This is a genomic window from Nocardioides sp. zg-DK7169, from assembly GCF_013155365.1.
GTDB lineage: Bacteria > Actinomycetota > Actinomycetes > Propionibacteriales > Nocardioidaceae > Nocardioides.
In genome coordinates this window covers 488,017-506,837 of the sequence record NZ_JABJRA010000002.1, presented here as the reverse complement: position 1 = coordinate 506,837, position 18,821 = coordinate 488,017, and the positions used below count along the sequence as shown (strand labels likewise).

19 protein-coding genes are annotated in these 18,821 nt (G+C 72.1%); 9 read left to right on the top strand and 10 right to left on the bottom strand.

Annotated features, from left to right (window positions below):
* Positions 1-178: 178 nt before the first annotated feature.
* Entirely contained in the window at positions 179-1,087 is a 909-nt protein-coding gene (locus HOQ23_RS05085; protein ID WP_367650375.1) for an LCP family protein, read from the bottom strand.
* An 8-nt stretch (positions 1,088-1,095) separates the two neighbouring features.
* The gene (locus tag HOQ23_RS05080) at positions 1,096-1,719 is read right to left on the bottom strand and encodes a hypothetical protein (protein WP_172212389.1); all 624 of its coding nucleotides are present in this window, start codon (positions 1,717-1,719) and stop codon (positions 1,096-1,098) included.
* A 272-nt stretch (positions 1,720-1,991) separates the two neighbouring features.
* Here HOQ23_RS05080 and HOQ23_RS05075 point away from each other — a divergent pair, with 272 nt between their 5' ends.
* From HOQ23_RS05075 to HOQ23_RS05065, 3 genes are all read left to right on the top strand, one after another.
* Positions 1,992-5,723, top strand: coding sequence for a multifunctional oxoglutarate decarboxylase/oxoglutarate dehydrogenase thiamine pyrophosphate-binding subunit/dihydrolipoyllysine-residue succinyltransferase subunit (locus tag HOQ23_RS05075; protein WP_172212388.1), 3,732 nt, complete (start codon positions 1,992-1,994; stop codon positions 5,721-5,723).
* Positions 5,724-5,811: 88 nt separating this feature from the next.
* Entirely contained in the window at positions 5,812-5,988 is a 177-nt protein-coding gene (locus tag HOQ23_RS05070; protein ID WP_011755196.1) for a DUF6104 family protein, read from the top strand.
* 54 nt (positions 5,989-6,042) lie between these two features.
* Positions 6,043-6,651 (top strand): acetoacetate decarboxylase family protein, encoded by a 609-nt coding sequence (locus HOQ23_RS05065; RefSeq protein WP_172212387.1) that lies wholly within the window; start codon positions 6,043-6,045, stop codon positions 6,649-6,651.
* 21 nt (positions 6,652-6,672) lie between these two features.
* Here HOQ23_RS05065 and HOQ23_RS05060 read toward each other — a convergent pair whose 3' ends face one another.
* Entirely contained in the window at positions 6,673-7,779 is a 1,107-nt protein-coding gene (locus HOQ23_RS05060) for an acyl-CoA desaturase (protein ID WP_172212386.1), read from the bottom strand.
* 13 nt (positions 7,780-7,792) lie between these two features.
* Complete coding sequence (locus HOQ23_RS05055) at positions 7,793-8,914, bottom strand: flavin reductase family protein (protein ID WP_172212385.1); 1,122 nt, start codon at positions 8,912-8,914, stop codon at positions 7,793-7,795.
* Between the two features lie 151 nt (positions 8,915-9,065).
* On the opposite strand from HOQ23_RS05055, the gene HOQ23_RS05050 reads away from it, so the two are divergent.
* Positions 9,066-9,692 carry a TetR family transcriptional regulator gene (locus HOQ23_RS05050; protein ID WP_172212384.1) on the top strand — a complete coding sequence of 209 codons (627 nt, stop codon included), beginning with the start codon at positions 9,066-9,068 and terminating at the stop codon, positions 9,690-9,692.
* A 52-nt stretch (positions 9,693-9,744) separates the two neighbouring features.
* Here HOQ23_RS05050 and HOQ23_RS05045 read toward each other — a convergent pair whose 3' ends face one another.
* From HOQ23_RS05045 to HOQ23_RS05030, 4 genes are all read right to left on the bottom strand, one after another.
* A complete protein-coding gene (locus HOQ23_RS05045) occupies positions 9,745-10,428 on the bottom strand; it encodes an SDR family oxidoreductase (protein WP_172212383.1) in 684 nt (227 codons plus the stop codon).
* On the bottom strand, positions 10,425-11,393 hold the full coding sequence (locus HOQ23_RS05040; RefSeq protein ID WP_172212382.1) for a zinc-binding dehydrogenase: 969 nt from the start codon (positions 11,391-11,393) through the stop codon (positions 10,425-10,427). Before HOQ23_RS05040 ends, HOQ23_RS05045 begins: the two co-directional genes overlap by 4 nt.
* Before the next feature lie 89 nt (positions 11,394-11,482).
* A complete protein-coding gene (locus tag HOQ23_RS05035) occupies positions 11,483-12,673 on the bottom strand; it encodes an NADP-dependent malic enzyme (RefSeq protein ID WP_172212381.1) in 1,191 nt (396 codons plus the stop codon).
* A 281-nt stretch (positions 12,674-12,954) separates the two neighbouring features.
* A complete protein-coding gene (locus HOQ23_RS05030) occupies positions 12,955-13,263 on the bottom strand; it encodes a S24/S26 family peptidase (protein ID WP_367650374.1) in 309 nt (102 codons plus the stop codon).
* 132 nt (positions 13,264-13,395) lie between these two features.
* Between HOQ23_RS05030 and sodN the strand changes: the two genes are divergently transcribed.
* The 3 genes from sodN (at position 13,396) to HOQ23_RS05015 (ending at position 15,237) form a co-directional block, all read left to right on the top strand.
* The gene (sodN, locus tag HOQ23_RS05025; protein WP_172212379.1) at positions 13,396-13,797 is read left to right on the top strand and encodes a superoxide dismutase, Ni; all 402 of its coding nucleotides are present in this window, start codon (positions 13,396-13,398) and stop codon (positions 13,795-13,797) included.
* Positions 13,798-13,987: 190 nt separating this feature from the next.
* Complete coding sequence (locus tag HOQ23_RS20500; protein ID WP_216653609.1) at positions 13,988-14,428, top strand: anti-sigma factor; 441 nt, start codon at positions 13,988-13,990, stop codon at positions 14,426-14,428.
* The gene (locus HOQ23_RS05015; RefSeq protein WP_172212377.1) at positions 14,428-15,237 is read left to right on the top strand and encodes an RNA polymerase sigma factor SigF; all 810 of its coding nucleotides are present in this window, start codon (positions 14,428-14,430) and stop codon (positions 15,235-15,237) included. Before HOQ23_RS20500 ends, HOQ23_RS05015 begins: the two co-directional genes overlap by 1 nt.
* A gap of 47 nt (positions 15,238-15,284) precedes the next feature.
* On the opposite strand, the gene HOQ23_RS05010 is transcribed toward HOQ23_RS05015, so the two are convergent.
* Entirely contained in the window at positions 15,285-15,686 is a 402-nt protein-coding gene (locus tag HOQ23_RS05010; protein WP_172212375.1) for a hypothetical protein, read from the bottom strand.
* 248 nt (positions 15,687-15,934) lie between these two features.
* Between HOQ23_RS05010 and HOQ23_RS05005 the strand changes: the two genes are divergently transcribed.
* A complete protein-coding gene (locus tag HOQ23_RS05005) occupies positions 15,935-16,186 on the top strand; it encodes a WhiB family transcriptional regulator (protein ID WP_011755173.1) in 252 nt (83 codons plus the stop codon).
* A 179-nt stretch (positions 16,187-16,365) separates the two neighbouring features.
* On the opposite strand, the gene HOQ23_RS05000 is transcribed toward HOQ23_RS05005, so the two are convergent.
* Complete coding sequence (locus HOQ23_RS05000; RefSeq protein ID WP_172212373.1) at positions 16,366-17,850, bottom strand: PAS domain-containing sensor histidine kinase; 1,485 nt, start codon at positions 17,848-17,850, stop codon at positions 16,366-16,368.
* Positions 17,851-17,930: 80 nt separating this feature from the next.
* On the opposite strand from HOQ23_RS05000, the gene HOQ23_RS04995 reads away from it, so the two are divergent.
* The gene (locus HOQ23_RS04995; RefSeq protein ID WP_172212371.1) at positions 17,931-18,818 is read left to right on the top strand and encodes a DUF2785 domain-containing protein; all 888 of its coding nucleotides are present in this window, start codon (positions 17,931-17,933) and stop codon (positions 18,816-18,818) included.
* The last annotated feature ends 3 nt before the right edge of the window (positions 18,819-18,821 follow it).

Here is an 18,821-nt window from a genome sequence, read left to right as displayed (position 1 = left end):
GCCTGGAACGACATCCCTGAACAGACCAGGTCGAAGACCTCGTTCACATCGTCGTACGGCACGAACTTCGGCATCACCACACCGCCAATCACTCAGCGTTGCTTCGACCGCCTGACTCCGCCCTCGATTCGACCGGCAGAAGTCTCGATTCGACCTGTCGGCCGGGCGGGGCGAGGGGTCAGCAGCGGTCGATGGTGGCGTCCTGGCGGGCGTCGTTGCCGTAGCGGCGGGCGGTGGCCACGTCGGGAAGCACGACGGAGGCGCTGCCGACGTTGCCGATCGAGCCCTGGACCACGCAGGTGCTCACCTTGGCGGGGTCGACGGCCGCGACGGCCTGCCCGAGGCGGAACAGCTCGGCCGGCGCGAGGTCGGTGTGCATGTGCTGCAGCACGCTGTGCACGCCGCGCTCGATGAAGCCCGGCTCGGCCGCGCGGGCGCGCACCGTGCTGTGGATGCCGCGCAGCACCCGCTGCTGGTTGGCCGAGCGGCCGAAGTCGCCGCTCGGCAGCGTCTTGCGGATCCGGGCGAACGCCATGGCGTCGTAGCCGTTGAGCTTGACCCGGCCCGCCTTGAACCCGCGAGGCTTGAGGTTCTCGTCGTAGAAGTAGAAGGGGTTGTCGACGGTGATGCCGCCGATGTCGTCGACCATGTTCTCGAAGAAGGGGAAGCGGGTCACGAACACGTAGTCCGGCTGCACCCCCACCAGGTCGGCGACGGTCTCCCCCATCAGCTGCGGGCCGCCGAAGGTGAGCGCGGCGTTGACCCGGTTGGAGCCGAAGCCGGGGATCGGGACCCAGGAGTCGCGCGGAATGCCGATCGAGGTGGCCGCGCCGGTGCGCGTATTCATGCCGACGAGCTGGATCGCGTCGGCGCGGGTGCGCAGCATGTCCTCGCCCGGGCGCATGTCGGACCCGATGGCCAGGATCCACACCACCTTGGGGTCGACGTCGACCGCGCCGGCCCGCTCGACCTTGACCAGCTCGACCTCGCGGGTGTGCACCGCCGAGTCCGGCACGAGCACCAGCGAGACCGCGAGCACCGCACCCAGCGTGAGCACGCGCAGGCCGCGGGAGAGGTGTGCGCGCACGCCGGCCCTCATCGCCTCTCCCCCGTCCGGCCCTGCTCGCCCTGCTTGCCGGCCTTGCCCTTGCCGGCCTTGCCCGGCGCGATCGTCGACCGCGACACGTCGTACCCGAACACCTTCCAGCCCTTCTTCGTCGGGGTGAGCATCAGCCGTCCGCTGACCACGTCCACGCGGCGCACCTCGCCGTCGGTGCGGAACCGCAGGCCGATCCGCGCCGTCGCGCCCACCGGCTTGCCACCGGCGCCCAGCACGTCGATCTGGAGGACCCGGCGGCTCGCGCGCACCGACTCCACCCGGTCGCCGATCGCGACGTTGGTCAGCAGCCCCCGGTCCCGGGCGGCGCGCCGCCGGGCGTCCGGGGTGAAGTCGCGCAGCGCGTCGGTGTACGCCGCGAAGCCCTCGCGCGGCCACTCGCCCCCGACGTACGCCGCGTCGATCCAGCCGTCCACGACGTCGGCGACGGCCTGCTTCGCCTGCGCGCGCCGCTGCGGGGACAGCTCGCCGGCGACCTGGCCCACCGACACCCGGGTGGCCAGGGGTGCGGCGCTCGCCTCGGGCGAGGCCTCCTCGCCCGAGGGCGCGTCGTCGTCGTCGCCGGTGCACGCGCTCGCGCCGAGCACCAGCACGGCGCTCACGGAGGCGGCGGCGAGTCGTGCTGCGCGGGGCCGCGAGGGGCGCCTGGTCGCTCGTGGTCGTCGAATCACCGCGTGGACTCTACCGAGCGATGGACCGCCTCGTCGCATCCAGTGATCGTTAGCCAGGAGCCTGTCAGGCTCCAAGAGTGTGCCCCTGGCAACACCCCGACCGAAAGATGGTCCTCAACGCTGCGCTGCCAGGGCCGGGGGTCTAGCCTTGACTCCCGGAAACCCACCCACCGCGCGCTCATTCGGAAGAGGCGAAGCAAGTCGTGCCGCAGTCCTCAGGCAACCAGACTCCCACCAGCTCCCATGAACCCCCGGCGGACGACTTCGGCGCCAACGAGTGGCTCGTCGAGGAGATGTACGACCGATACCAGAAGGACCCGAGCAGCGTCGACGCGACGTGGGTGAGCTACTTCAAGTCGAACGGCAAGAACGGCGCCTCGGCGCCGGCCGCCCCGGCCGCTCCGGCCAAGGCCGAGACCCCCGCCAAGGCCCCGGCGAAGGCTGAGGCGAAGAGCGAGCCGAAGAGCGAGTCCAAGCCGGCCCCGGTCGCCAAGCCGCGGCCCGCCGCGAAGGCGGCCGAGCCCGCCAAGGGCACCAGCCAGCCGGTCCCGAAGGACTCGCGTCCGACCGAGCCTGCCGCCGTCAGCGCCGAGCCGACCTACACGGTCCTGCGCGGCGCGCCCTCGCGCGTCGTGAAGAACATGGACGAGTCGCTGAGCGTCCCGACCGCGACGTCGGTGCGCTCGGTGCCGGTCAAGCTGCTGTGGGACAACCGGACCGTCATCAACAACCACCTCGCGCGCGCTCGTGGTGGCAAGGTCTCCTTCACCCACCTCATCGGCTACGCGCTGGTGCAGGCCGTGAAGCAGATGCCCGAGATGAACGTCGGCTTCGACGTCGTCGACGGCAAGCCCAACCTGATCACGCCGCCGCACGTCAACCTCGGCCTCGCCATCGACGTGCCCAAGCCCGACGGCAGCCGTCAGCTGCTCGTGCCGGCCATCAAGGCCGCCGAGACGATGGACTTCGCCGGCTTCTGGACCGCCTACGAGGACGTCGTACGCAAGGCGCGCGACAACAAGCTCACGGTCGCCGACTTCCAGGGCATCTCGATCTCGCTGACCAACCCCGGCGGCATCGGCACCAGCCACTCGGTCCCGCGCCTGATGAAGGGCCAGGGCGCCATCATCGGCGTCGGCGCGATGGAGTACCCGCCGGAGTGGCAGGGCGCCTCCGCCGAGGCGATCGCGCGCAACGCGATCAGCAAGGTCATGACCCTGACCTCGACGTACGACCACCGGGTCATCCAGGGCGCGCAGTCGGGTGAGTTCCTCAAGATCCTGCACGGCCTGCTGCTCGGCCAGAACGGCTTCTACGACGAGATCTTCCGCTCGCTGCGCATCCCCTACGAGCCGATCCGCTGGAGCAACGACATCTCGGCGTCGCACGACGACGAGATCTCCAAGCAGGCCCGCATCCTGGAGCTGATCCACGCCTACCGCGTGCGCGGCCACCTGATGGCCGACACCGACCCGCTGGAGTACCGCCAGCGCAGCCACCCCGACCTCGAGATCGAGTCGCACGGCCTCACGCTGTGGGACCTCGACCGCGAGTTCGCGACCGGCGCGTTCGGCCCCGAGGGCCGGCGCTTCATGAAGCTGCGCGACATCCTCGGCATCCTGCGCGACTCCTACTGCCGCACCACCGGCATCGAGTACATGCACATCATGGACCCCGAGCAGCGCCAGTGGATCCAGGAGCGCATCGAGGTCCCCCACGTGAAGCCGCCCCGCGAGGAGCAGCTCCGCATCCTGCTGAAGCTCAACCAGGCCGAGGCCTTCGAGACCTTCCTGCAGACCAAGTTCGTCGGCCAGAAGCGCTTCAGCCTCGAGGGCGGCGAGACCACGATCCCGCTGATCGACGAGATCTGCGAGGCCGCGGCCGAGGCCTCCCTCGACGAGGTCGCGATGGGCATGGCCCACCGTGGCCGCCTCAACGTGCTCGCCAACATCGTGGGCAAGAAGTACTCCCAGATCTTCCGGGAGTTCGAGGGCAACATCGACCCGCGCACCGTCCAGGGCTCGGGCGACGTGAAGTACCACCTCGGCGCCGAGGGCGAGTTCGAGGCCGACTCCGGCGAGACCGTGAAGGTCTCCGTGGCGGCCAACCCCTCGCACCTCGAGGCCGTGGACCCGGTCCTGGAGGGCATCGCCCGCGCCAAGCAGGACGTGCTCGACCGCGGTGCGGAGTACCCCGTCCTGCCGCTGCTCGTGCACGGCGACGCGGCGTTCGCCGGCCAGGGCGTGGTCGCGGAGACGCTGAACCTCTCCCAGCTGCGCGGCTACCGCACCGGCGGCACCATCCACGTCGTCATCAACAACCAGGTCGGCTTCACCACCTCGCCGGGCTCCTCGCGCTCGACGCTGTACAGCACCGACGTGGCCCGCATGGTCCAGGCACCGATCTTCCACGTGAACGGCGACGACCCGGAGGCCTGCATCCGCGTCGCGCGGCTCGCCTTCGAGTACCGCCAGGCGTTCAACAAGGACGTCGTCATCGACCTGGTCTGCTACCGCCGTCGCGGTCACAACGAGGGCGACGACCCGTCGTACACCCAGCCGCTGATGTACGACCTGATCGAGCAGAAGCGCTCGGTGCGCAAGCTCTACACCGAGTCCCTCATCGGTCGTGGCGACATCACGATCGAGGAGGCCGAGCAGGTCCTGCGCGACTACCAGCAGCAGCTGGAGCGCGTCTTCACCGAGGTCCGCCAGGCCAGCACCGAGCCGCCGGCCGAGTGGACGACCGTCCCGGACTACCCTGAGAAGTCGGTCGGCAAGGCCGCCACCGCGGTCCCCGCGGAGTACCTCAAGCGGATCGCCGACGCCTACGTCACCCCGCCGGAGGGCTTCACCGTCCACCCGAAGGTGATGCCGCAGCTGCAGCGTCGCGCCACGGCGATCACCGACGGCAACATCGACTGGGGCACCGGCGAGATCCTCGCCTTCGGCTCGCTGCTGATGGACGGCCGCCCGGTGCGTCTGGCCGGCCAGGACTCGCGTCGCGGCACCTTCGTGCAGCGCTTCGCGACGATCATCGACCGCAAGAACGCCGACGAGTGGACCCCGCTCTCGGCGCTCACCGAGGACCAGGCGAAGTTCCACGTCTACGACTCGCTGCTCAGCGAGTACGCCGCCCTCGGCTTCGAGTACGGCTACTCCGTGGCCCGTCCCGACGCCCTGGTGCTGTGGGAGGCGCAGTTCGGCGACTTCGTCAACGGCGCCCAGACGGTCATCGACGAGTTCATCAGCTCCGGTGAGAGCAAGTGGAACCAGCAGTCGGGCGTCGTCCTGCTGCTGCCCCACGGCTACGAGGGCCAGGGCGCGGACCACTCCTCCGCGCGCATCGAGCGGTTCCTCACGATGGCGGCCGACGAGGCCTTCGTCGTCGCCCAGCCGAGCACGCCGGCGTCGCACTTCCACCTGCTGCGCCAGCACTCCCTCGGCGAGGAGCACCGCCCGCTGATCGTCTTCACCCCGAAGTCGATGCTCAAGCGCAAGGAGGCCGCCTCGAAGCCCGAGGACTTCACCAACGGCACCTTCCGCCCGTTCATCGCCGACGCCGACGCCGACGCCAGCAAGGTCGACACCCTGCTGCTGTGCTCGGGCCGGGTGACGTGGGACCTGATGGTGGAGCGCGCCAAGCGTGAGGACGGCGAGCGGTTCGCCATCGGTCGCGTCGAGCAGCTCTACCCGCGCCCGCTGGACGACATCCAGGCCGAGATCGCCCGCTACCCGCACCTCAAGGAGGTGCGCTGGGTCCAGGACGAGCCGCTCAACATGGGCCCGTGGCCGCACTACGCGCTCAACGTGGTGCCGGAGCTGGACGCCAAGGTCGTCGCCGTGACCCGCGAGGAGTCCTCCTCGCCGGCCGTCGGCACGGTCAAGCGCCACCAGGCCGAGCAGAAGGACCTCCTGGGCCGGGCCTTCGCCTGACCTTCCGGTCTCTCGTGTGGCCCACCGTGCTCGCGCACGGTGGGCCACACGCATGTGCCAGACGTCTTTGTTCGAGGAGGATCGAGGGATGTACTTCACTGACCGTGGCATCGAGGAGCTCGAGAAGCGCCGGGGTGACGAGGAGGTCACGCTGGCCTGGCTCGCCGACCGTCTCCAGGAGTTCACCGACACCCACCCGGAGTTCGAGACCGCGGTGGAGCGCTTCGCCACCTGGCTGGCGCGCCTGGACGACCCCGAGGACTGAGACGACCGCCGCGCGCCGTTCCCCCGAGCGGCGCGCGGCGCCTAGGGTGCGCGCATGACGACCTACCCCGATCCCCCGTGGGACATGGTCGGGCAGCTGTGGCTCTCGCTGTTCCGCGTGCCCGTGCCCGTCGACGAGCTGCGCCCGGCCGGGGTGCACGGCGTGGCGTTGGTGCGCTATGAGGAGGGCAGCCCGCTGACCTACTCCGAGCTGCTCGTCGCCCGCCCGGTCTCCGGGGCTGGCCGCGGCCGGCGGGTGTCGATCTCCGACATCTGGGTGGACTCCCCCGCCTCCGTGGCCGGCGGCCGGGAGCTGTGGGCGATCCCGAAGGAGCTCGCGGCGTTCTCCGTCGATTCTGCGCGGCGCGGGCCGTTCTCCCACACCGAGTGGAGCGTCGAGGCCGACGGGCGCCCGGTCGTGCAGGCCCGCTTCGGCGACGCCTCACGCCTCGCGCTGCGTACGCCGTTCCGCGGCGGCGCCTGGCAGCCCGGGATCGCCGACACCGGCGGGGAGGAGCGCACCGCGCAGCTCACCGGGTCCGCGAAGGCCCTCCCGTGCCGCGCCCAGTGGGACTTCGCCCCCGACGGGCCGCTGGGCTGGCTCGCGGGCGCGCGGAAGCTGGCGTCGTTCCGGATGAGCGACTTCCGGATGTCGTTCACCTAGACCGATCAGCGGATCGGCGGCTCAGGCCGCGACGGGCACCGCCACCGGGTCCGGCTCGTCGGCCCGGCGTCGCGGCGGCAGCGCGAGGCGCACGATCTTGCGCGCGACGCTGCCGATCTGGCGGCGCAGCGGCCCGGTGTTGTAGGCCAGCCCGTAGCGCTCGCAGATCTCGCGGACCTCCGCGGAGATCTCGGGGTAGCGCCGGGCCGGGAGGTCGGGGAAGAGGTGGTGCTCGATCTGGTGGCTGAGGTTGCCGCTGAGCACGTGGAAGAGCCGGTCACCGGTGATGTTGGCCGAGCCGAGCAGCTGGCGCAGGTACCACTGGCCACGGCTCTCGTCCTCGCACTCCTCCTGGGAGAAGGTCGCCACCCCGGCCGGGAAGTGCCCGCAGAAGATGATCGTGAACGCCCAGACGTTGCGGACCAGGTTGGCGCTCACGTTGCCGGCGAGGGTCAGCGGGAACAGCGGACCGCTCAGCGCCGGGAACAGCACGTAGTCCTTGAGCGCCTGGCGGCGCACCTTGCGCATGATCGCGGCGTGCAGGTGGGCGTTGTCGGAGACCTTGCGGCGCCCGGCGACGATGTTCTCGACCTCCAGGTCGTGCATCGCGACGCCCCACTCGAAGAACACCATCAGCAAGAAGGCGTACGCCGGGTTGCCCAGGTAGTAGGGGTGCCAGGGCTGGTCCTCGTCCATCCGCAGCACCCCGTAGCCGATGTCGCGGTCCTTGCCGAGCACGTTGGTCCAGGTGTGGTGGATGTAGTTGTGGGAGTACTTCCACTGCTCGGAGGGGCACACGTTGTCCCACTCGTAGCGCCGCGAGCTCAGCGCCGGGTCGCCCATCCAGTCGTACTGGCCGTGCATGACGTTGTGGCCGATCTCCATGTTGTCCAGGATCTTGGCCAGGCTCAGCGCCCCGACCGCGAGCGGCCACGCGGGCGGGAGGTAGAACAGCGCCCGTCCGGCGACCTCGAGGCCGCGCTGGGCGCGCACCACGTTGCGGATGTAGCGGGCGTCGTCCTCGCCGAGGTCGGCGAGGATGCGCTGGCGGATGGCGTCGAGCTCGGCGCCGAAGCGCTCGAGGTCCTCGGGGTCGAGGCGCTGGCTGGCGGGACGGGTCGTGGTCATGGCGGTCCTTCCTTCACAGGTCGACGACGCAGTCGCCGACCGGGGCGGAGACACAGATCTGGATGTCCTCGTCGGGCAGGGAGGACGTCGCGCCGCTGATCACGTGGCGCACCGTCCCCTCGGTCTTGCGCGCGGTGCAGGAGAAGCAGATGCCCATCCGGCAGCCGTGCTCGGGGGCCAGGCCGAGCGCCTCGGCCTGCTCGAGCAGCGGTGCCCCGGTGTTGGCCGCACGGGCCCCGGAGCGGGTGAAGGCGACCTCGCCGGCGGCGTCCGCGGGCGAGGCGGTGACCGGGGGCCGGAAGCGCTCCAGGTGCAGCGGCGCGCTCGGCGCGCCCGTGCGGTCCTCGGCGTACGCCGCCTGCACCGCGTCCAGCAGCGGAGCGGGACCGCAGGCCCACGCGGGGACGTCGCGGTACCCGGGCACCAGGCGCTCGAGCAGCACCGGGGAGAGCGCCGGGTCGCCGAGGCGTCGGTGCAGGACGTGGACGTCGAGGCCGTGCCCCGACGCGCGGGCGGCGGCGAGCTCGTCGGCGAAGATGACGTGGCCGGGGCTGCGCGCGAAGTGCACGAAGGTGACCCGCCCGCGGTGCGTGCGGCGCTGGAGGCTGCGCAGCATCGACATCACCGGGGTGATGCCGGAGCCGCCGGAGACCAGCAGCACGTGCTCGGGCACCCGGTCCGGCAGGACGAAGCCGCCCTCCGCCTGGGACAGGTGCACCAGCGTGCCGGGGCGCGCGTCCTGCGCCAGGTGGCGCGACACCCCGCGCCCGGCAGGCGCGTCGGGGTTGGCGCGCAGGGTGAGGGTGAAGCGCTCCCCCGGGCCGGACTCCGCGCTGGAGATCGAGAAGACCCGGGTGGTACGCCGCGCGCCGCCCAGGTCGACGCCGACCTGCACGTGCTGCCCAGCACGGTGCCCGCGCCAGGTCGCCGTGGGCTGCAGGGTCAGGGTCGTGACCGGAGGCTCCCCCGCGACGTCGACCTCACGCCGTACGGCGACGACGCGGGCGCGCACCTCGTGGGCCGCCCACATCGGGTTGACCTGTTCGAGGTAGCGGTCCACGCCGTGCGGCGAGGCCAGCGCCGCCAGGGCGCGGGAGCGGAGGATCCGTCCGCCGAGGTCCTGGGTCAGGCTCATGCCGACTCCCCCCGAGTGAGTGAACAAGTGTTCTCCCAATACCCTGCGAAACGTCGGGCACTGCGGTCAAGGCCTCCTCGGTGTGACCCGGGCCACGTCGCGGGCGCGGGTGCGCCTCCGGCCGAGACCGGGCGCCGACTAGCATCGCCGGGTGAGCGAGACCCGCGTCGAGCGCAAGGAGCGCACCCGGCGCGCCATCCTGGACGCCGCCCTGGCGCTCAGCGAGGACAGCAGCCTGGTGGCGCTGTCGCTGCGCCAGGTCGCCAGAGAGGTCGGCGTGGTGCCGACGGCGTTCTACCGCCACTTCGACTCCCTCGAGACGCTCGGACTGGCGCTGGTCGACGAGTCGTTCGTGTCGCTGCGCGCGATGCTGCGCGACGTGCGCCATGCCGAGCCTGCCCGCGCCGGCGACTACGTCGGGGTCGTGGACGACTCGGTGCGGATCCTGGTGGACCACGTCCACCAGCAGCGCGCGCACTTCCGGTTCATCGCGCGCGAGCGGGCGGCCGGACCGCCCGCCGTGCGCGAGGCGGTGCGCCGCGAGATCGCGCTGTGCGAGCAGGAGCTGGCGGCCGACGTCGCCCGGCTCCCCGGCACCGCCGGCTGGTCCGCGGAGGACCTGCGCATCCTCTCCTCGCTGATCGTCTCCGCCATGGTCGCCACCGCCGAGGCGGTCCTCCTCGCCGCCACGCCCCAGGACGAGCGCCGGGTCGTCGAGACCGCCCGCGCCCAGCTCCGCATGGTCCTCGTCGGCGCCCTCCACTGGCGCCCCACCTGACCCGAGTCGGCCCTTGTGGCGTGCCGAGTCGGCGCTCGTGGCGGGGCGGACCTCAGCGGGGGCGCAGCGTGAGGTCGGTGAGGGTGGCGTCCGGGGGCAGGTCGAGCACGTGCACGATCGCGTCCACGACCGTGGCGGGGTCGATCCAAGCGCCCGGGTCGTAGTCGCGGCCCTCCTGGCGATGCACCTCCGCCTGCATCGCGGTCGCCACCCGCCCCGGGTAGATCGAGGAGACCCGGACCCCGCGGTCCTGCTCCTCGGCGCGCAGTGCGTCGGCGAGGGCACGCAGCCCGTGCTTCGAGGCCGAGTACGCCGCCCACTGCGGGTTGGCCCGCAGTCCCGAGCCCGAGTTGACCAGGACGACCGTGCCGGCGGCATTGCGCAGCGCCGGGAGCGCCACCCGGGTGAGGACGGCCGGCGCGACCAGGTTGACCGCGAGCGTCTCCTGCCAGGCACCGGCCGTCAGCTCGCCGACCTCGCCGAGCTCGACCACGCCCGCTGCGTGGACCACCGAGTCCAGCAGCTCCGGCAGCGCGGCGGCGAGCCCCTCGACCGACTCCGGGTCGGCCAGGTCCGCCACCAGCACCTCGGCGCGGGGCACCAGTGCGCGCAGGTCCTCGGCCCGCTCGGCGGAGCGCGCCACGAGCACCAGCTCGTCGCCGCGCTCCGCGAGCCGCTCGGCCAGGAGCCGGCCGATCCCGGAGCCGGCCCCGGTCACCAGGTGGCGCGCGGTCATCGGGTGAGCACGACCTTGCCGAACAGCTCGCCTGCCGCCATCGCGGCGAACCCCTCGCGCGCCTCGGTCATCGGCAGCGTCCGGTCGATCAGGGGACGCACGCCGGTGGCGTCGCAGAGGTTGACCAGCGCGGCAAGCTCCTCACGGGTGCCCATGGTCGAGCCGACCACCCGCAGCTGGAGGAAGAAGATCCGGGTCAGCTCCGCGTCGTCGAGCTGGGCGCCCGAGGTGGTGCCGGAGATGACGATCGCGCCGCCGGGGCGCAGCGAGCGCACCGAGTGCGACCAGGTGGCCCGCCCGACGGTCTCCATCACCGCGTCCACCTTCACCGGCAGGCGCGCACCGGACTCGAACACCTCGTGGGCGCCGAGCTCGAGCGCACGCGCACGCTTCTCCTCGCCACGGCTGGTGGCGAACACCCGCAGGCCGGCGGCGCGAGCCAGCGAGATCAGCGCGGTGGCGACGCCGCCGCCGGCACCTTGGACCAGCACCGTGTCACCGGCCTTGAGCCCGCCCTGGGTGAACAGCATCCGGTAGGCGGTGAGCCACGCGGTCGGCAGGCACGCGGCCTCCTCGAAGGACATGGTGGCCGGCTTGCGCACGATGTTGCGGCGCGGCACCACCACGGTGTCGGCGAAGGTGCCCTGGTGCCGCTCGGACAGGATCGAGCGGCGCGGGTCGAGGGTGTCGTCGCCGGTCCAGCCCGGGTCGTTGACCACGGCGTGCACGACGACCTCGTTGCCGTCCTCGTCGTACCCCGCGGCGTCGCAGCCCAGGATCATCGGCAGTGCCTCCTGGCGCAGCCCGACCCCGCGCAGCGACCACAGGTCGTGGTGGTTCAGCGAGGCGGCCTTGACGGTGACACGGGCCCATCCGTCAGGGACCTCCGGGTCGGGGCGCTCCCCCACCTTCAGGACCGAGACCGGGTCGTCGCTGGAGAACTCATCGGCGTAGACGGCAAACATGGTGCCGACCCTAGCGACCGGGTCGGCACCATGTGCGGGGGTTCAGCGCGGGCCGTCGGCCCGGGGTGCGCGTCGCCGCGCGGGGGCGATCAGCGGCGCGCGACCCCGTCGCGACGAGCGGCCGCGGAGACGGCGGCGGCCACGGCCGGGCCGACGCGGGGGTCGAACGGCGAGGGGATGATCAGGTCCTCGCTCAGGTCGTCGCCCACGAGCCCGGCGATCGCCTGGGCGGCGGCGAGCTTCATGCCCTCGGTGATCGCGCTGGCGTGCACGTCGAAGGCGCCCCGGAAGATGCCGGGGAACGCGAGCACGTTGTTGATCTGGTTCGGGTAGTCCGAGCGGCCGGTGGCGACCACGCGGGCGTACTTGTGCGCGATGTCGGGGTGCACCTCGGGCGTGGGGTTGGCCAGACCGAAGATGATCGCGTCGGGGGCCATCGTGGCGACGTGCTCCTCGGGCACGGTGCCGCCGGAGACGCCGATGTAGACGTCGGCGCCGTCGAGCACGTCGGCGAGCTTGCCGGTGCGCCCGGTGCGGTCGGCGGTGAGCTCGGCCAGCGCCCGCTTGACCGGGGTCAGGTCGGTGCGCGAGGAGTGCAGGACGCCCTGGCGGTCGACCACGGCGATGTCGTCGATCCCCGCCTCGCGCAGGATCTTCGTGACCGCGACGCCGGCGGCGCCGGCCCCGCCGACCACGACGCGGGTGTTCGCGTGGGTGCGACCGGTCAGGCGCAGCGCGTTCTCCAGGGCCGCGAGGGCCACCACGGCGGTGCCGTGCTGGTCGTCGTGGAAGACCGGGATGTCGAGGCGCTCCTTGAGCCGGTCCTCGATCTCGAAGCAGCGCGGCGCGGAGATGTCCTCGAGGTTGATGCCGCCGAAGCTCGGTGCGAGGCGGACCACGGTCTCGACGATCTCGTCGGTGTCGGTGGTGTCCAGGCAGATCGGGACGCCGTCGACGCCGCCGAACTGCTTGAACAGGACGGCCTTGCCCTCCATCACCGGCATCGCGGCGGCCGGGCCGATGTCGCCCAGGCCGAGCACGGCGGTGCCGTCGGTGACGACGGCGACGGTATTGGGGACCCAGGTGTAGATCTGCGTCAGCTCGGGGTTCTCGGCGATCGCCTCGCAGACGCGTGCGACACCCGGCGTGTAGGCGAGGGACAGGTCGTCGCGACCGGCCAGTGGCACGGTGCAGGCGACCTCCATCTTGCCGCCGACGTGCAGGTCGAAGACCGGGTCGCCTTCGTGGGGGTGGCTCGGGTGAACAGGTGCTGCGCTCATCTGGGAAGGACAACTTTCCAGGCGCCGAGGGGGGGCGCCGCGTCGGAGGACGGAGGAACGCGGTCGGCGCTGCGGGTGTGCGCCGGACCACGGATCCGGTCGGAGGGGATCGGGGTACGGCCAGTCTGGCACAACGCGCTCCTCTCACTCAGTGAGCAGAGCGACGCAGTGGGACGTGCGATCTCTCACACCCGTAGGTGACTCGCGAGTACGCCGCGGGCGGCGCGCACCCGGCCCCGCCCCGGGCTCAGCGCGGCCTCAGCCCGGTCCTCGACGCGACCTCAGCGCAGCGAGGTCGGCCGTGGCCAGAGCCGCCCGAGGACCACCGCGACGACGTCCTGGTCGGGCACCGGGCCGCGGTGGCGGGAGTCGACCCCCTCGGCGGGGTTGTCGCTGAGCAGCCACCACCCGGGACCAGCGGTGCGGGTCTGCCGGCGCTCGGTGGCGCGCTTGACCGCCAGCGTCCCGTCGGCGAACCGCGCCACCACCACCCGGCCGGGACGCGGACGCCCGCGGTGGTCGACGAGCAGGACGTCGCCGGGCGCGAGCGTCGGCAGCATCGAGGCGCCACGGACATGTGCGATCCCCACGCGGGGTACTCGTTCCGCCAGACGGCGGATGCCTCGTGCTCGCACTGTCACCCGAGTAGTGTCCCAGTCGAGCCTCGGCTCCGTGACCGTCGTACGGTCGAGAACCCCATAGACGAAGACGAGAGGACCCGCATGTTCGCGCGACTGTTCGCACCCACCCTCGAGGTTTCCGCCCACTGCGACCTGCCGTGCGGCATCTACGACCCGGCTCAGGCCCGCATCGAGGCCGAGTCGATCAAGGCGATCATCGCCAAGGTCGCGGACAACGACGACCCCGACTTCCGCACCCGCGCCGTGCTCATCAAGGAGCAGCGCTCCGACCTGGTCAAGCACCACCTCTGGGTGCTGTGGACCGACTACTTCAAGCCCCCGCACTTCGAGAAGTACCCGCAGCTGCACACCCTCTTCAACGAGGCCACCAAGCTCGCGGGTGCCGGCGGCACCAAGGGCACGCTCGACGCCGACGCCGCCGACCAGCTGCTCGCGAAGATCGACCAGATCGCCGAGATCTTCTGGGAGACCAAGAAGGCCTGATCACCCACGGCGTACACCGGGGCCGATCGGCGGGGAGACCCGCGGATCGGCCCCGGACGCATTTCCGCGCGCCGACAGGCGCTTTTCGACGCCGCCGTGCCGATCGGTGGGTCCCGGGCGGCACCGCGCGAGGGGGTCGTCTAGGGTCGGGGCACCTCCCCCGACCGAAGCTCGCCGAAGGAACACACCCATGGCACCGTCCACCGCCGGCTCCCGGGGCAAGCGCGCCGACGTGGAGATCCGGTTGCCGGCCGACGGCGCCTACGTCTCCGTCCTGCGCACCACCACGGCCGCGATCGCCGCCCGCCTCGACCTGACCATCGACGACATCGAGGACCTCCGGGTCGCGGTCGGCGAGGCCAGCGCGCTGCTGCTCCCCGAGGCCGACGAGGCCGCCGAGATGCTGTGCAGCTTCCGGCTGCGCCCGGGCCGGATCACCGTCACCGTCGGCGTGGACTCGCGGCACCCCTCGACCCCGGACCGTGAGAGCTTCGCCTGGCAGGTGCTCACCACGCTGACCGACCTGACCGAGGTCGAGTACGTCGACGGCCACCTCGCGATCACCATGTCGATGACCTCCTCGGCGCTCGGCTCGCCCGGTGCAGCACGAGGCGCCGGCCTGGACGTCTGATGAGCGAGGACCTTGGAGCTCCCGACCCTCAGCTGCCCCCGACTGCGGCGGAGGTGACCCGCCGCCGCAGCGCGGAGCTCTTCGTCGTCCTGCGCGACGACGCCACGTCCGAGGCCGCCCGCGAGCAGGCCCGCAACGCGCTGGTCCACCTCCACCTGCCGCTCGTGGAGCACTGCGCGCGCCGCTTCCGCAACCGCGGCGAGCCCTTCGAGGACCTCGTCCAGGTCGGCACGATCGGGCTGATCAAGTCCGTCGACCGCTTCGACCTCGACCGCGGCGTGGAGTTCTCCACCTACGCGACGCCGACGATCATCGGCGAGATCAAGCGCTACTTCCGCGACAAGGGCTGGGCGATCCGCGTGCCCCGCCGACTGCAGGAGCTGCGCATGCAGATCGGCACCGCGACCGCCGAGCTCACCCAGACGCTGGGGCGCTCCCCCACCGCCCGCGAGCTCGCCGAGGCGATCGGCTGCACGGTCGAGGAGATCGTCGAGGGCATCGACTCCAGCAACGCCTACAGCACCCTCTCCCTCGACGCCGCCGACGACTCCGAGAACGGTGCCGCCAGCATGCTCGACGCGATCGGCATCGAGGACGCCGGTCTGGCCCACGTCGAGGTCCGCGAGTCGATCAAGCCGCTGCTGGACCGCCTCGAGCCGCGGGAGAAGAAGATCCTGCTGCTGCGATTCTTCAAGAACATGACCCAGTCGCAGATCGCCGCCGAGATCGGCGTCTCCCAGATGCACGTCTCCCGGCTGCTCACCCGCACCCTGGTGCAGCTGCGCACCTCGCTGGAGCAGCAGGACTGATCCCCCGCGGCGGGCCGATCAGGTACGTCGCGCGAGCGCGCGCCGGCTCAGTCGCGTCCCTCGCCGGTCGGGTCGTCGATCAGCGCCGCGGTGCTCGCGGGGTGCAGGACACCGACCAGGACGACCACCGCGAGGACGGCGAGCACCACCGCGACGAGGGTGGTCGAGCCGCCGGTGAAGCTCCAGGCGGTGCCGAGCTGGATCAGCTGGGTCAAGATGATCGGCGCGCGCGCCCACGGGGCCCGCCGGAGCAGGAACGCCGCGCAGGCCATCAGCCCCACGCCGTACATCAGGAAGAAGACGGCCGTCGAGGCGCCCATGGTGATGCGCAGCGCGGAGATGTTGACCAGCTCCAGCACCGCGAGGGCCAGCAGCGCGAGGGCTTCGAGCGCCGCACCGGCGGCGGCGACCACGAGCGGTACGGGCAGGTCGGCACGGCGGTCGGTCACGCTCCCAGCGTAGGAGATCCGGCACCCGAGCCGGTCGGGGGTACCGTCGTCGAGGGTCGTCTCACGCAGCGCCCTGTGACGAAAGAGACCATCCGAGGGTCTTGTCTCGACCGCCGATAGTTGCGAGTCTGGTCGTGCGCTCGTGAATGCGTTCACAACGCGGTGCCCTCGGCACCCAGCGCTTTCAACGCAGGCCTGAGTTGCCCCTGGTCTGCACGTTCGCAGTAGAGATGAGGGATTCTCCAGCCATGGATTGGCGCCACCGTTCCGCATGCCTCGACGAGGACCCGGAGCTGTTCTTCCCGATCGGCAACACCGGTCCTGCCATCCTCCAGATCGAGGAGGCCAAGCAGGTCTGCCGACGCTGCGAGGTTCGCGAGCAGTGTCTCGCATGGGCTCTCGAGGCCGGTCAGGACCACGGCGTCTGGGGCGGCCTCAGCGAGGACGAGCGGCGTGCTCTGAAGCGCCGCAACGCCCGCGCCCGCGTCCGGACCGCCTGAGCACGGACCGCTCGGACATGTCCGGCCCCGGCACGACTCGTGCCGGGTGACCGGACCTTCTTCTTTCCCGGCCGGCTTCTGAAGCCCGCGGGTGCCTTCGCCGAGTCGGCGCTCGTGGCCGGGCTGATTCCTCGGCCCGCTTCTCCCTCGGCCCGGCTGCCCGCCCCCGCTCCTACCGCTCACTCCAGCGGGATGTCGACCACGACCCGGGTACCGCTCCCCTCCGGCACCGGCCCGATCTCGAGCTGACCGCCGAGCTCGGACTCGACCAGGGTGCGCACGATCGAGAGCCCCAGGTTCGTCGACCCGTCCAGGTCGAAGCCCTCCGGGAGACCGACCCCGTCGTCGTCGACGGTGAGGTGCAGGCGTCCCACGAGGCGACGCACCCGGACGCCGATGGTGCCGGCAAGCTCCGCGTTGCCGGCGTCGTAGCCGTGCTCGACGGCGTTCTGCATGATCTCGGTGAGCACCATCGCCAGGGCGGTGGCCGACTCCGAGGACAGCACGCCGAAGGCGCCGTCGCGGCGCACCCGCACCCGGCCGCCGACCGAGCTGACGTCGGTCATCATCGCGCCGAGCCGGTCGGCCACGTCGTCGAAGTCGACCGTCTCCTCGACGGCCTGGCTGAGGGTCTCGTGCACGATCGCGATCGTGCCGACGCGGCGTACCGCCTCCTCCAGCGCCGACCGGCCCGCCTCGGAGTCCATCCGGCGCGCCTGGAGCCGCAGCAGCGCGGCCACGGTCTGCAGGTTGTTCTTCACCCGGTGGTGGATCTCGCGGATGGTGGCGTCCTTGGTCACCAGCTCGCGGTCGCGCCGGCGCAGGTCGGTGACGTCGCGGACCAGGATGAGCGCCCCGATCCGCTCCCCTGCGGGACGCAGCGGCACCGCACGCACGATCAGCGACAACCCGTCGCCGCGCTCGCTGGTGATCTCGAGGTCGCGCTGCGCCCGGCCGCCGAGGACGGCGCTGAGGGTCTCCTCGTCGGGGCGCCGGCGCGGCGGCACCAGCTCGCGGGTGACGTCGGCGAGGGTCAGGCCGGCCAGGTCGCCAGAGAGGCCCAGGCGGCGATAGACCGACAGCGCGTTGGGGCTGGCGTACTCGACGCGCCCGGCGGCGTCCACGCGCAGGAACCCGTCGCCGACGCGCGGGGAGTCCGCGTGGTCGCTGCGCTGCCCCGGGGAGGGGAAGTGGCCGCGGGCGATCATCTGGGTCAGGTCGGCGGCGGTCTGCAGGTAGGACAGCTCGAGCTGGCTGGGGGTCCGCACGCCGAGCAGGTTGGTGTTGCGCGCCACAACCGCGATCACGCGGCCCTCCCGGCGCACCGGGATCGACTCCACCCGCACGGGGACGTCGTCGCGCCACTCCGGGTCGCCCTCGCGCACCAGTCGGCCCTCGCGGGCGGCGATGTCGAGCAGCGGGCGACGCCCGGCCGGCACGAAGGTGCCGATCACGTCGTCGACGTACGCCGTGGGGCCCGTGGTGGGGCGCATCTGGCCGGCGGCCCAGAACCCGTTGCCGGACCGGTCGGGCACCCACAGCACCAGGTCGGCGAAGGAGAGGTCCGCGATGATCTGCCAGTCCGCCTGGAGCAGCTGCAGCCAGGCCACATCCGCGTCGTCGAGGTCGGTGTGGTCGCGCACGAGCTCGGTCAGGGACGGCACCGGCTCAGCGTAGGCCCGCGCTCACCCGTCCCGACCACCGGGATCGTGCACCGTCGGTGGGGTTTGGCAGGATGGGCGCCATGTCCGGGACGTACTGGCGAGAGCTGCACGCACAAGGCCTCGCGGTCCCCTCCGACCGCTCCCTCCACGAGCTCACGGTCGAGCTGACCGCGATGCTCGGCGACCCGGACCCGGCCGTGCGCGAGGGCCTCGCGGTGCCGGCGCTGCTCACCTGGCTGGACCGCGGTGTCTACGACGACCTGCTCGGCGGCCTCGGCGACGGCATGGCGATCGGGTTGTCCGCCGGGCTCGGCGAGTCCGGCACCGACAGCGTCTTCCGGCGCAGCCTGTCCGCGCGGCTCCTCGGCGCCTGCCTGCAGCGCGGCACCGAGCGTGCCTTGGTCTCCCCCGACCGGGTCCTGGACTGGGGCGACCGGCTCGCGACCTGGTTCCTGCGCGAGAAGGACCTGCGCGGCTTCGTGCCGGGCAAGGGTCGCGCCGAGGCGGTCTCCCACGGGGCCGACGCGCTCGGCGCCCTCGCCGGCTCCACCCACCTCGGGACCCCGGAGCTGACCGTCGTCCTCGACGTGCTCGCCGACCGGGTGCTGCTACCGGCCGAGGAGCTGTTCAGCCACGGCGAGCCCGACCGGCTGGCGGCCGCCACGATGCTCGTCCTGCACCGCGACCTGGTCCCGCTGTCGGTGCTGGAGCCCTGGGTCGCGCGGATCGCCGCGCAGGCCGGCGTACGCGCGACGTACGACGGGCGCGACCCCTACCTCGTGCGCGGCAACGCCGAGGCGTTCCTGCGCGCGCTCTACCTCCAGCTCGCGCTCGGCACCCGGCCGCCCGCCGTGCGCTCCGACCTGCTGCTGGTCGTCGTGGAGGCGCTGCGCAGCACCAACCCCGACCACCTGCGGGCTCCGGGCGAGGACTACGCCGGCACCCGACGCGGCCCCGCCCGAGGCTGAGCC

Coding starts and splice junctions, on each gene's coding strand:
- HOQ23_RS05070 (WP_011755196.1), top strand. CDS start 5,812: ATGTACTTCACTGACCGTGGCATCGAGGAGCTCGAGAAGCGCCGGGGT.
- HOQ23_RS05065 (WP_172212387.1), top strand. CDS start 6,043: ATGACGACCTACCCCGATCCCCCGTGGGACATGGTCGGGCAGCTGTGG.
- HOQ23_RS05060 (WP_172212386.1), bottom strand. CDS start 7,779: ATGACCACGACCCGTCCCGCCAGCCAGCGCCTCGACCCCGAGGACCTC.
- HOQ23_RS05055 (WP_172212385.1), bottom strand. CDS start 8,914: ATGAGCCTGACCCAGGACCTCGGCGGACGGATCCTCCGCTCCCGCGCC.
- HOQ23_RS05045 (WP_172212383.1), bottom strand. CDS start 10,428: ATGACCGCGCGCCACCTGGTGACCGGGGCCGGCTCCGGGATCGGCCGG.
- HOQ23_RS05040 (WP_172212382.1), bottom strand. CDS start 11,393: ATGTTTGCCGTCTACGCCGATGAGTTCTCCAGCGACGACCCGGTCTCG.
- HOQ23_RS05035 (WP_172212381.1), bottom strand. CDS start 12,673: ATGAGCGCAGCACCTGTTCACCCGAGCCACCCCCACGAAGGCGACCCG.
- sodN (WP_172212379.1), top strand. CDS start 13,396: ATGTTCGCGCGACTGTTCGCACCCACCCTCGAGGTTTCCGCCCACTGC.
- HOQ23_RS20500 (WP_216653609.1), top strand. CDS start 13,988: ATGGCACCGTCCACCGCCGGCTCCCGGGGCAAGCGCGCCGACGTGGAG.
- HOQ23_RS05015 (WP_172212377.1), top strand. CDS start 14,428: ATGAGCGAGGACCTTGGAGCTCCCGACCCTCAGCTGCCCCCGACTGCG.
- HOQ23_RS05005 (WP_011755173.1), top strand. CDS start 15,935: ATGGATTGGCGCCACCGTTCCGCATGCCTCGACGAGGACCCGGAGCTG.
- HOQ23_RS04995 (WP_172212371.1), top strand. CDS start 17,931: ATGTCCGGGACGTACTGGCGAGAGCTGCACGCACAAGGCCTCGCGGTC.